At 40.9% G+C, this 12,701-nt stretch carries 11 protein-coding genes; 8 read left to right on the top strand and 3 right to left on the bottom strand.

Features of this window, described 5'->3' with window-relative positions; all coding sequences use genetic code 11:
• Window positions 1-110: 110 nt before the first annotated feature.
• Window positions 111-1,295 carry an esterase-like activity of phytase family protein gene (locus FD724_RS02060; RefSeq protein ID WP_179071417.1) on the bottom strand — a complete coding sequence of 395 codons (1,185 nt, stop codon included), beginning with the start codon at window positions 1,293-1,295 and terminating at the stop codon, window positions 111-113.
• 131 nt (window positions 1,296-1,426) lie between these two features.
• Window positions 1,427-2,887, bottom strand: a complete 1,461-nt coding sequence (locus FD724_RS02055; protein WP_179071416.1) for a TM0106 family RecB-like putative nuclease — start codon at window positions 2,885-2,887, stop codon at window positions 1,427-1,429.
• Between the two features lie 274 nt (window positions 2,888-3,161).
• On the opposite strand from FD724_RS02055, the gene FD724_RS02050 reads away from it, so the two are divergent.
• From FD724_RS02050 to FD724_RS02015, 8 genes are all read left to right on the top strand, one after another.
• On the top strand, window positions 3,162-3,620 hold the full coding sequence (locus FD724_RS02050) for an HIT family protein (protein WP_179071415.1): 459 nt from the start codon (window positions 3,162-3,164) through the stop codon (window positions 3,618-3,620).
• A gap of 96 nt (window positions 3,621-3,716) precedes the next feature.
• Window positions 3,717-4,910, top strand: coding sequence for an aminotransferase class V-fold PLP-dependent enzyme (locus tag FD724_RS02045; protein ID WP_179071414.1), 1,194 nt, complete (start codon window positions 3,717-3,719; stop codon window positions 4,908-4,910).
• Window positions 4,911-5,185: 275 nt separating this feature from the next.
• Entirely contained in the window at window positions 5,186-6,268 is a 1,083-nt protein-coding gene (locus tag FD724_RS02040; RefSeq protein WP_179071413.1) for a glycosyl transferase, read from the top strand.
• A gap of 284 nt (window positions 6,269-6,552) precedes the next feature.
• On the top strand, window positions 6,553-6,966 hold the full coding sequence (locus FD724_RS02035; RefSeq protein ID WP_114084132.1) for a secondary thiamine-phosphate synthase enzyme YjbQ: 414 nt from the start codon (window positions 6,553-6,555) through the stop codon (window positions 6,964-6,966).
• Window positions 6,967-7,392: 426 nt separating this feature from the next.
• On the top strand, window positions 7,393-8,142 hold the full coding sequence (locus FD724_RS02030; RefSeq protein ID WP_114084133.1) for a hypothetical protein: 750 nt from the start codon (window positions 7,393-7,395) through the stop codon (window positions 8,140-8,142).
• Between the two features lie 41 nt (window positions 8,143-8,183).
• Window positions 8,184-8,993, top strand: a complete 810-nt coding sequence (locus FD724_RS02025; RefSeq protein ID WP_179071412.1) for a Nif3-like dinuclear metal center hexameric protein — start codon at window positions 8,184-8,186, stop codon at window positions 8,991-8,993.
• 256 nt (window positions 8,994-9,249) lie between these two features.
• On the top strand, window positions 9,250-9,468 hold the full coding sequence (locus tag FD724_RS02020) for a hypothetical protein (RefSeq protein WP_114084135.1): 219 nt from the start codon (window positions 9,250-9,252) through the stop codon (window positions 9,466-9,468).
• A 599-nt stretch (window positions 9,469-10,067) separates the two neighbouring features.
• Complete coding sequence (locus FD724_RS02015) at window positions 10,068-10,379, top strand: DUF6679 family protein (RefSeq protein WP_012408115.1); 312 nt, start codon at window positions 10,068-10,070, stop codon at window positions 10,377-10,379.
• A 167-nt stretch (window positions 10,380-10,546) separates the two neighbouring features.
• Here the strand turns inward: FD724_RS02015 and FD724_RS02010 are convergent, their stop codons facing one another.
• The gene (locus tag FD724_RS02010) at window positions 10,547-12,217 is read right to left on the bottom strand and encodes an MBL fold metallo-hydrolase (RefSeq protein WP_114084137.1); all 1,671 of its coding nucleotides are present in this window, start codon (window positions 12,215-12,217) and stop codon (window positions 10,547-10,549) included.
• Window positions 12,218-12,701 lie beyond the last annotated feature (484 nt).

The raw sequence follows: 12,701 nt of genomic DNA, 5'->3' as shown, positions 1-12,701 counted from the left end.
TACACGTAAACTAAGAATAGGCTAGATAAAGTTACCTAGTAGATTCCGTGAATACACAGGAATAAGCAGAAATAACTAAATAGCAGTAAAGGCGGGATGGTTGTGTAAAGTTAATGATTGAGATTCGGCAGTAAACGGCGTAATAATCTGATCAGTGGTGTTTCAATTTTCATTTTAAAGGCTAGTATCTGGGTACGTTGTAGTGAGTTAAAATTGTTATCACTCACAAGAATTAATGATTGTTGACCATCGGGTAGTTTAGGGCCAAGAGTTAAGCCTTCGATGTTGTCTAGCAGTACATCTAGGGTTCTCAAATCTAACAGTAGTTTTTTCTGAACTGGTTTAATATTTTTGGAGTCAATTGCTAAAAGACTATCGATGTGATGAATATCATCAGCTTGTTCTAAAGAAACCTGAAACAGGGAAATAGCAAATCCTAAACCAGTAAAAGACCTTTCTAAACTTAGGAAATGCCCTTGATTATCGAGAGCAAGTAAATCAGGTAATCCACTAGCAAATTTGCCAGTCAGATTCAAAAAGGGTGAAACTGGTTCTGTCTGGTAAAGAAACTCCTTTTCTGGCTGGCCGTTGAGTAAGTTGTATTGCAAAATTCGGCAAGGACTACCGATGTTAGGTTTCGCGGCAACACCATCTTGAATGAGAGCATTTTCGCTGGCTGTAAATAGATTCTTTTTATCAGGTGTGATGGTGAGGCTTTCAAAAGCCAAATTGTTGCGGATACCTTGTTTACCAGCTTTATCTGGCAAAAATTTGTTTGGGATGGGAAGTGTTGTAATTTCTTTACCAGAAGATAGTGAGAATTCTTTAATAAAAGGATTAATTAGTTTTGCAGCGTCGCCTTCAGAAGAAATAAATATAGTTGATTTATTAGTTAATGCAATACCTTCTGTATCAGTTTCACTGGGGCGAAATGTTTGATCGTTTTCATTTAATAATGTGGTAACATTTACAGGAATAACTCCACTCTTTTTTAGAGAACCCTTGCTTAAATCTATTTTTAGGGTGTAGAAACGGGCAGCAGCCTTTTGTCCACGGTCATCAGAAATAGCATAATAAAGATTGTTCTTTGCATCATAAGTAATTCCAGATAAACCTCCAACCTCAGTTTTCTTAAAGATTAAACCTTTCGGTAAAGTAGCTTCACCGATAAACTCTATGCTACTAACTTCAACAGCACTTAATGGTAATTTTGTTAATAAAAAACTGATAATTAGAATCGGGATAAATAAGTAAATAATTCGTGGAATTACGAAGGTTTTCTTAATTAGCTGCATAGAGTTTTTTGCTAGGATGTAAAATTACAAATAAGATATCACGCTGAAGAATATAGCGCTACATATCTGTGCGCTGCTAAAAATAAGGTATATTTCAACAAATTGAAAACCTTTATAAAATGCGAAATCACTTAAGCTAGTCGCAAACCATATTCGTCCTGAAAAAAGTTTACAAGCCAGTCTTTTACTCTGTGGGTAGCGCGGCAGTCATCTTCGTTGTAGCTTTGGATAATTTCTAGTAAGGTGCGATCGCCTGTTTCTAGCCACTGATCGTACCAGTAAATACATTTGGCACCACTAGCTTCTTTTTCCCGCCACTCAAATCCTAACCAACGCGCGATCGCTTTGAGGGCATAACTTTCTACAGGTAATGCTACACTTTGGGTTAATTGTTCATACACATCCACAAATCGATTCAGTACAGGGCGCACTGAGGCGTAGGGAGTGTTGTAAAGCTTTGCTAGGCGTTTGACTGTATCAAACTCGTAGACACAAAAATGATAAATTGGCGCTTCGGGATATTGCCAAACTAAATCCAAAAATTGCTGCCAAACTAACTCTTCGTCTTCTGGTTTATCTGCTAAAAACGAATAAAACTGTTCTGTATTGGCAAGTCTATCAACGACTAAAACCCCCAAAAGATAATTTAAATCTAAGTCTGGCTGTGCCTCAATATCAAAGTAAAGCTCTATGGGTGCTGTGAATGTAATATCTTCTATTGGTAGTGGGTAAGGTAAAACTAGGGGTCGTTTTTCCAATGCAGATTGAGCTTGCACTACTAGCTTGGGTGCTACTTTCGGGTCGAAACCAACTAGATTTTCTAAGGTACTGGGACTGGTATTAGCAAGAGATTCTAGTGTGGTGATGGCTACGTCTTGGAGTTGAGTGTAGCGAAGAGGTGTTACGCCTGGTAATAATGAGAGATGTTTTTCAGATTGAGCGATCGCATAACATTGACTATACCAATGGCAAAAATTGCACTTTTGCCGAGAAATAAACACCTCTGGCGGATTCGGTAACTCTAAAACTTCAATAAACTCCTCTAGAATTTGCTGCATCCGTGGAATCCATTTGAACAAATCCACCGTATAGTTGCTGTTTTTCGTTCGCAATATCAGCAAAGCAGTATCTGGTACAACTCCCTGCACTGTTGCCAAGACTTGAGTATGAAATGCAGCGACAACCTGATATTCTTGCTTAGGGCGCTTACCTAGTTCAATACTAGCTGGGACATACATCCAATCTCCAAAATGAGACTTTCCTGGCTGTTTCACAAGTAAATTTGGGCGACTTAGCAGGGTATATTCGTCAGAATAATTTGCTAACAGGACTCCTTTATAAATATACTCAACGCCACGCTCCATCAATTCTAAAGTTGCCTTCTCTGCCTTTTCCCAGTTTCCATAAGAATAATCTGGTTGGTGGTAGGTCATCTGTGCCAAAGCACTTAGCTGATGAGCGATTTTGTCTTGTTGCAGTTTCCGCAGCAACTCGTTGGGTGCATCGCGCTGACTTTTGTCACCGTGGATATCTAGAAAAGTTCGGCGTTTACAGCGTTGGTATTGCAGTAGGAGTTCAGCATTAATTAGCATTCTTTTAAGTTAACAAGAATTAGTATTATGTGGAAGTAACTTAGACAACTAAAGTTTGCAAGTGGCGATACCTTCTCTACGTTCGCGCAGCGTGTCGTAGACAGACGCTACGCGTAGCTTGCTTCCCCTATGGGGTACGGTGGGCTACGCCAATGCTTCTCAACCTGATTTGCCGTTTATTCTATACAGTCAACAGCTAAATATTTGCGTTTTTCTTGGGTGATAGATAAGGGAGAATAACAAAATCAAGTTTTATCCATCATTACAAGGGTATATGACAGAACAACATGAGCCATGCCTCATCTGTGAGCGTGTCACACTCTGGAGAAGCGGTAAAAATCCTTACTTCATCCATGAATTTGAGCATTCAATCTTTGTGATTGGCGATCATCAATTTCATTGCGGATACTCCCTGATTCTTCAAAAAAAACATATTAGAGAGTTGCATGAACTTGCTCCACCTATCCAGTCTGCCTTATTTCAAGAGGTGATGCTGGCAGGACAAGCGATCGTTAATGCTTTTAGTCCGTGGAAAATGAATTATGCCTGTTATGGCAATAGTGAACCACATATTCATTGGCATCTCTTCCCACGCTATGAGTCTGATCCTGATCGCCAAAGTACCCCGTGGCTTCATGCATCAGAATTCAAACACCATCTAATTACGCCTCAAACAGCGCAGAATTTAGGAAAAAAAGTCAAAGAGCATTTATCGTTACTGATTACAAGATAAGATTTGGCTGCGATCGCTTAAATTAATCTCATCCCTATTTTTACCATTGCTACTAAGTATCAATAGCCTGTAAACAACAGATATCCCTTAGAAATTATGACTAGTCTTTCTGTCTCCCAAACCAAGCTGCAAAGCCATCGAGAGCAATTTCCCGCTTTAGCCAATAAGACTTATTTCAATTATGGGGGACAAGGGCCAATGCCCCAAAGGGCAATGGATGCTATGACCGAAACTCAGGCTTATGTTCAGCAAATAGGCCCCTTTGGTAATGAGGCGTATCGCTGGATAGCGCCGCAGACTCAAGCCGCTAGAGTTGCGATCGCTTCGGAGTTAAATGCACCAAGTGAAACAATTAGCCTTACCCAGAATGTCACAGTTGGCTGTAATATCGCTATGTGGGGCATTGACTGGCATTCTGGCGACCATATACTGCTCTCAGACTGCGAACATCCAGGCGTGATTGCCACCACACAGGAAATTGCGCGGAGATTTGCGGTAGAAGTTACCACCTGTCCTCTGAAGGCGACTTTAAATGAGGGCGATCCTGTACAAGTTATTGCCCAGCACTTACGTCCTAATACCCGTCTTGTAATATTAAGTCATGTTTTCTGGAATACTGGTCAAGTTTTACCACTTGATAAAATTGCCGAAGTATGCAGAAATAATAATTCTTTCTTGTTGATAGATGCTGCCCAATCTGTTGGTTTATTGCCTTTAAACTTAACAGAATTGGGTGTAGATTTTTATGCTTTCACTGGTCACAAATGGTTATGTGGCCCTGCGGGTGCTGGTGGTTTGTATGTCCGTCCAGAAGCACGAGAAAGCCTGAAGCCTACGTTTATTGGCTTGAATGGCATTGTTGTAGATAGTCAATCTCAGCCTGTGGACTGGCTTCCCGATGGGCGACGGTATGAAGTGTCTACATTAGCTTATCCGTTGTATGTTGGGTTAAAGGAAGCGATCGCAATTCATCAGCAATGGGGAACTTCACAGGAGCGTTACGAGCAAATTTGCCAAAACAATGGCTATCTTTGGCAGCGCTTAGTAGCGTTACCCGAAGTTAAATGTTTGCGAACATCCCCACCCGAAAGCGGTATAGTCTCGTTCCAACTTGTAAATAATCAGCCCCAAGCTAATCTCAAGTTAGTACAATTTCTAGACTCACAAAATATATTAACTAGAACAATTGCCGATCCTAGCTGTATACGTGCCACCATCCATTACCTGACTTTAGAATCAGAAATCGACCAATTAGTTGAGGCTATTCAAAGTTTTTGCAAAATGAGTTAAAAATTAGGAGTTATGAGTTTAGGACCTATGCAAAATATCTCTCAAACTCTTATTTCTCCGTGCCCTCTGAGCCTCTGTGGTTCGTTATTCCGTAAATTTTGCGTAAGTCCTAGAGTTATCAGTCTAGTAATTACAATTTTAAGTTCTAACTCATAATACCAATTCTTTGTAAGGCTACACCAAATTTTCTTTCGTCCTTTGTGTACTTTGCTCATATAATTTGACGCAGCTTCATACAGACGTATAACTCCTCACTACTACTTCCTATCTTTTAAATGGAACGCCCAATCTTATACTTAGCCATCACTAACCACGGCTTTGGACATGCTACACGCATGGCTTCCGTCGCTGCAACAATTCAAAAATTATGTCCAGAAATTTTGCTAATTATTGTTACCACTGCCCCGCGCTGGTTGCTAGAGTGCTATATAGAAGGCGATTTCATCTATCGTCCCCGTGCATTTGATTTGGGTGTGGTGCAAACCGATAGTTTGACAATGGATAAAGTAGCGACTTTAGAAAAATTGCTGGATATTAAGAAACATCAAAATTCGCTGATTGCCTCAGAAGTTAATTTTATCCGCCAAAATCGCGTTCATCTCATTTTGGCAGATATTCCCTTTTTGACTCCTGGGTTTGCCAAAGGTGCAAATATCCCTTGCTGGATGATGAGTAACTTTGGCTGGGACTTTATCTACCGAGATTGGGGAGGGGAATTTACAGCAATTGCAGATTGGATTAGTGATTGGTACTCAAAGTGCGATCGCTTATTTCGTCTCCCTTTCCACGAACCGATGCAAGCTTTCAACAATATCACAGATGTCGGGCTAACAGGTGGTTCCCCCCATTACTCTGCTGATGATTTACGTTCTCTTTGGGGAATAACTGCACCTATCGAAAAAACTATTTTGTTGACCTTTGGCGGCTTGGGTTTGCAGCAAATTCCCTACGATAACCTGCGGCATTTTCCAGATTGGCAATTTATCGTCTTTGATCAATCTGCGCCTGATTTACCTAATTTAGTGAAAATTAATGACCGTAAATACCGCCCAGTAGATTTTATGCCTATTTGTGGGCGAGTCGTCTCTAAACCTGGCTACAGTACTTTTGCTGAAGCTACACTCTTGGGAGTACCTATTGTTACTATTCCCCGTGAGGACTTTGCCGAAGCAAGTTTTCTACTAGAAGGTATAACAAATTATAACCAGCATCAAATCATCACCCCATCTGAGTTTTTTCAAGGGACTTGGGACTTTCTGTATCAGTTACCCCAACTACCAAAGCAATCCCAGCTAATTGCTAAGGATGGTAATGAAGCGATCGCTAAAGCGGTTCTAAATTATTTACAGACGAAATAAAGTTATTCAAAACAGTATAAATTAATATATGAATATTAACCAAGACAATATAACATCCTCTAAAGAGAGTTTAGAATTGCCAGGGTCAAACCTAGATAACATTACATTGTCTCACAATCTTCTTGCTACACCGATCATCCGCGATTTGCTCAAAGATTTCGGTGTTAAGCCTTTTTAAGAGAAGATATACTCTATCTAACGATAAAGCAACGATAACACAACATAACATCAAGCAGATTGAACGGCTAATTAGCTTTTACTCTCATCAATCATTACTGTTTTAAATGACTCACTACCAAAAGTTACTAAAAATTTCCACTACTGCCAAATCTTTTTACAATATCACCGCTAAAATTGAAGCCGCAGTCGCAGAATCGGGGGTTGAAACTGGTCTTTGTACTTTATTTTTGCGCCACACTTCAGCCAGTTTAGTTATTCAAGAAAATGCCGATCCTGATGTTCTTGTGGATTTAGCCAATTTTATGGCAAAACTTGTCCCAGAATCAGGCAAATATATCCACGATGCAGAAGGCCCCGATGATATGCCAGCACACATTCGTACTGCACTTACCCACACTTCTGAACAAATCCCCATTAATCGAGGTCATCTAGTACTGGGAACTTGGCAGGGAATTTATATTTGGGAACATCGCCAGCACAGTCATTTAAGAGAATTGGTTATCCACATTTCTGGATAGCTGATTTTCAAGTTTGATTTAAGGTTGAGTTTTGTAGAGTTTAAATACTCTAGTTATTCTACCTGCCCTTTGGATATAATTTCATAAACTTGCGGTAATATACATTAAACAAATTTCGTCGTGATACAGGAATCCGGTTTGATTTCTGAAAAGATACGTAGTAATGCACCCAACCTTCGATAATGATGCGTTAGGAACTCCGTTCTAAGACACCCCCTAAATACCTAATTTTTTCAGAAATCAAATAATAATCCTATAATTTTCATTGCAAAATTATTGATGCGGAATTAATTAGACATATTATATTAAATAATTGGTGTCAATTTGTTAACTTAAAAGTTAAGTTTGTTTTTCCTTATTTAATAATTTACTTATTTCGATATACACTAATAATTAGTGTAAGCTGTTTGGGTTATTTCAATTACTATGAAGCAAGAACTGACACCAACTCATACTTTCCAATATATTGATGAAATCCTTGCCCAACAGTCTATTAATTTATTATCACTTAATCCCCAAAAGAAACTAATTACCAGCTTTACTGAGTTGGAAAATTTAATTACTGAGCAAAACACTGATATTGAACTTCTTACAAATCTTCAGCAAACTCTCGAAATCATAGTCTGTACCCAGTTACAAAACTTCCCAGAAAACATATTTTGGGATTTTGATTTTCTGGTTAGTAGTATGCTTAGGCAGGCTTTAGTAGCAAATGAGGGCGCTATTCCTTTTCTCAAAATTTTTGCTAAAAAGATGGTTTCTCTGATAGAAATGTTCGGAACTAAAACAGAAATTCGCTTTCGTTATGTTCACGATTTCATGTATGGGTTTGAGTGGGCGAGGTGGGTACAAAAAGAACCACAAAAACGCGCATACATAGAGCCTTTTAGTCTAGTTTTTTTGGATTATTTACTCGCCAAAGGTAAAGAACTTGTACAACGGATTAATCATGGTCAAGTCGTATCTTATAAACTATGTGATACAGGCTACCGGAATCCCTTCACTTTTTCTCGTGAACCAGAAGACGAATATCGTCTACTCACTTATCTAGCTGAAGAGCAACTTATCCCAGTAGCAGTGTGGAACTGGAATGCTAGCCCAGTATGGAACAAACCTTTTCAAGAAATGCGCCAGGAATTAGCATTAAAATTAAATATTCAACCACAGAAACACTGATTAGCATGATTAGCAATTAAAAATTGCTGAAGAAAATAATTATGAAAATTGTTGATTTAATTACTTGGTTTGAAACATGGGTAAATCCCGCTTGGTGTGAAAGCTGGGATAATTGCGGCTGGCAGATTGAACCAGGAGTGTTGCAGGAAAAAGTACGGGTTTTGGTTTGTTTGACACCGACTTTGGCAGTAATGCAAGAAGCGATCGCAGAAAATGCTAATCTGATATTCGCCCATCATCCCTTGATTTTTAATCCTCTCAAATCTTTACGCACTGGTGAAGCGATCGCAGAAATGGTACGGTTAGCTTTTACCCACAAAATTGGTATTTACAGCGCTCACACCAATTTCGACCAAGTGCAGGATGGTACAGCTGATGTATTAGCTCAAATTTTAGAACTCAAGCAAGTGACTCCCATAGTACCAACACAAGCAGGATTAGGATATGGTCGTGTTGGTTTGCTAGAGCCATCTTTGACACTACAGGAATTACTCGCAGCTATTCAAACCCGGCTTGCTCCCCCTAATTTGATTTTTTCCCCAACTGATGACTTACAGCAAATAATTTCACGAGTTGCTGTTTTGGGTGGTTCGGGGGCTGGTTATATTTCAGCCGTTGCCAAAACTGGTGCCCAAGCTTATCTGACTTCTGACTGTAAGTTTCATCAGTTTCAAGAAAGCCGCGATGCCTACGGCGGGCTGCGCCAACGCAATCTCATTTTAATAGATGCGGGACATTATGCTACCGAACGTCCAGCTTGCGATCGCTTGGTGCAAAAATTCCAGTCCCTAAACTTAGACTGGGTGCAATTAAGCCAAAAGGATGAAGATTTCCGCCAGTTTTTTGCTTGATTGCTTATGTTTCACTACATTTTAATATTCAAACTATTTAGCTTACCAAGATTAATGCTAAATATCTTTGTATTAAAATCTCACCGTATACCCCGATTAGTCTCATCTAAATCTTATATTTAATACGATTTCTGTGATACGGATCACTGTTTACGTGTAACTATAATCACATAATATTCATGTTCCATATCAACCAGTCGCAGAAAAAAATGTTCCACACTTGATGTAACAAATTGTTTACTCTGTCCTAACCAAGATGATTCGCACAATCGTTGAATCTGCTTTCCAAACTGGATATCTTAGTGTTGAATCTGAGGGTTTACTCCAGCAAGTGCTAGCTACTAAATGCTATCAGTCAGAGGATTTGCCAGACCTTGCAGCCCTATATGACGCAGTTCGTGCAGGCAGAATTAAACGAGAAGCATCCTCATCGAACTTGCTTATAGAATTTCCCCTACCACATAAATCTTCCTGATCCTCTAAAAAAACCAGAGGAACCGAGGAAAGCTTGTTGCAAGTATTTATGCTCACTATTCCATTCTCTTGCCCTTTTTTTACCCATCATCAGGCAAAAAACCTTAAAAATTCAAAACTCTTTGGGTGTTGTTGCTGAAAACCATCAAGGTCAGCAAGAGAATGAGTTAAGATCAGATACAAGTGGGTAAAAGTAAAGCCGAGTCCCCGGACTTCCCAGCAATGCCAATGAGTAAAAGTAGGCAGATTAAACAACCGCAATCAACGATTGTTTTGGAGTATTATTTATTACATAATGGTAAGAATGACTCACCAAGAAATATGAACCTGATTAGGACAGATTCCGAATTGTTTGACTTCTATGAAGCAGACGTTCCTTAGAATAATCTGAAAGGAGATTGAATTCATTGCCAGAGCAACTCATGATTTATTGCCCAATATTTCCCAATATTTTGACAACTACAGGCAAATTTTGGCATTGAGTGATAAAGCGTACTTGTTCTCAACGGTGAAATTAGCCTCCCAAAGGTGTAATGTAATGGGGTAGAACCCAGATTTTGACAGGTTTAACTACGTTGTTTAAAAAGGCAGAAACAGTACATGCTACACCGCAAGATTTATCAACTCTGTTGCGATGGGCGCGAGGTATGTGTTTTCTTGCGGGACCAGCAACGCTGGATTGAACGCGCCCGCATCATCGACATAGAGGGAGATTTAGTGACCCTACGCTATGAAACAGAAGAAGAGGACGAAGTTTGTTCTTGGGAAGAAATGGTTCGCCTCGAGAGCATTGGTGCTGTAACGCAAAAACTGGCTTCAGTGCCACGCGGAAATGTGGAACCCCTGATGACTGAAGACTGTCCCGAAGCTGAACGCATCCACAACCGTTACACTGACTCGAATCCAGAATAATCAGTGTTGAGGAGCCAGTACTAAAAACAGGTTTCTCGTTAGAGGTGACTGGTTTCTGATTCTGCCAGCTGATTCGCTAGGCTCTCCCCTTACCCCAAAGGGAGAGCCTAGCATCAAGCGAAAAGCCACTGGTGCCTAGTGCCGAGTTCTAAGTCATAAATCCTAACTCAGGACTCAGCACTAGATAAACCTTCAAAAGCAGGACAGTAACCTTCGAGAGTTACCTTAAAGTTATACAACGGCGAAGCTGGGTTCCAACACCTCTGTCCCCTTTGATGTCGGCAAGTACCACAACAGTCGACATCCGTCCATGTATAGCGATCGCTATTTTGGCTAAGAAGTTCTCGTTGAGACAATCCCCTTAAGACTAGTTCTTCCCCTTGCCAACGAGCTTCGATTAAACCAGTATCGGCAAATTGCCGCCAACGCGGATCGGCAGTAATCATATTGGGTAGGGTAATTGTGATTACTGTTCCCAACTCTGTCAGTTCGCCTTCGTAGTTAGTCTCTGGTGCTGCTGGTTGTAAGAATGTGTCGCCGATAGGCAGTTCTACTAAGGTGTTAGCCGCCGGAGAATGTATATGGTAGCGGTTTTGCAACTCTTCCAAGCTAGTCAGGTCTGCTAAGTAAGCAGGAGAACCGTGGACAAAAATGACATGCTGGGGTCGCAAATTATGAATTAGCTGCGTAGTACCAGGGCCATCACTATGTTGCGCTAATAGATAGCTTTCAACAGTAGTGGGTGCTAAATATTCTTTATTAACTTTTATATCAATTTTTTCTGGAAGAAGGATCAGCCAAGGTCCGGTGTCTAGTTGGCAGTGTTTGCCTAAATCAGATGTAGAGTCGGTGAGGACTATACAAGGTGACTTACCCACTGTGGGACGATGTTCTGCTTGTAAACGACGCACGCGAGGACGTACCCGTTCATCCCAAAATAAGGGTTGATGGCGGGCGAAGTTTTGCACAGATGGAGGGAGATGGGGTAACAGTTCTAGGTAAGCATCGCAGCCAGTAGCGACAGCACCATCCACCCAGATATCTAAATCTCTTCCGGTGAAGTGGTGATGAGAGCGTAACAGCATTAGCATTTCTTGACCCAATCCTAAAGCAGGAGTGGGAAGGATTACAGAACAATGGTCAGCGATCGCCCGATTAATTCGCTCTGCTAGTTGATTTTCCTGGTTGCGGCGGTGAGGATGACGGGATGTGCCATAACTGCCTTCAATGATTAGCACATCCAAGTCTAAGCCCCGCAATTCTTCTAAACGCAAACCTTCTACCAACCGGGAATTTGATAAGAAAAAATCCCCTGTATAGAGTAATTTGTAAGTACGCTGCTTGGTGGTGTAGGTAAGGAGAATGGCCACTGCCCCTGGTAGATGCCCGGCGGGAAATAATTCTGCGACTAAACCATCTTGAAATTCCACAGGCGATCGCAACGGCAAAGCATGACAAAATTTGGAAATTTCCTCAGCATCTTGGTCTAGCCAATTCAGTGGCAGTAACTTGCTGGTTACTTCGCTACCATAGATAGGTAACTTAGGAAAAGCTTTATGTAGTGCCAGCAAGCCTCTGGAGTGATCTGGGTGGGCGTGGCTAATCAAAACTAAATCTGCTGGTAGGGGCGGACTAGATGCACGTTCCGACTTAGTAAGCCCCTTAGCCAGCGATGAAATATCTTCCATACCACAGTCTAACAGGATGCGGTGTGGCCCCATCTTTACCAATAAACAAACGCCCTCATCGTGATGCTGGACACTATAGGGCAAACATTCTAATTCAGTACCCAGTTCCGCAGCATCTACGCTAGAAGATGCCGACAGATTATCCCTCATACTGTCCTCCCCTCCAACCTCATCATCATGGACATATCCCAAAAGCCAAAAGTTACGTTACACAACTTTTGGTTTTGTGACTTAGGGGTAAGTTTTCGCGTGCGCCCCTACACCCTGAGAATACAGATTTTTGATTGGGGAGGACGCCTCAGCCGAACCCGCACTGGTTCGGAAAGGTGGGCTAATGAAAAGCCATCAAACTAGGAGCTAAAGGAGTTTGCCTCTTGTGTGTTTTACCTTTGCAACTTCTGAGCGCTGTTAGCAAACTTACCCTACGGAAAGTCGCCCAAGCCACTACAGATTTATTTCAATGTGCGGAACCATTGCCGTGATAGTTATCTGAATCATAGAATCCGTTTTTCGTGCCAAAGAATAAGCACGAAAGCGTGAAGATAACTGTTAATCCAGCTAGAATCAGCTTTACATCCATTTGTTTGCTGCCCCTTACTCAAGACTTTCTTATCTTAATTTAGTGCTTCCGCAA

The sequence above is a fragment of the Nostoc sp. C057 genome (assembly GCF_013393925.1).
In the GTDB taxonomy this organism is placed as follows: Bacteria; Cyanobacteriota; Cyanobacteriia; order Cyanobacteriales; family Nostocaceae; genus Nostoc; species Nostoc muscorum_A.
This window is presented reverse-complemented; position numbering and strand designations above follow the sequence as displayed.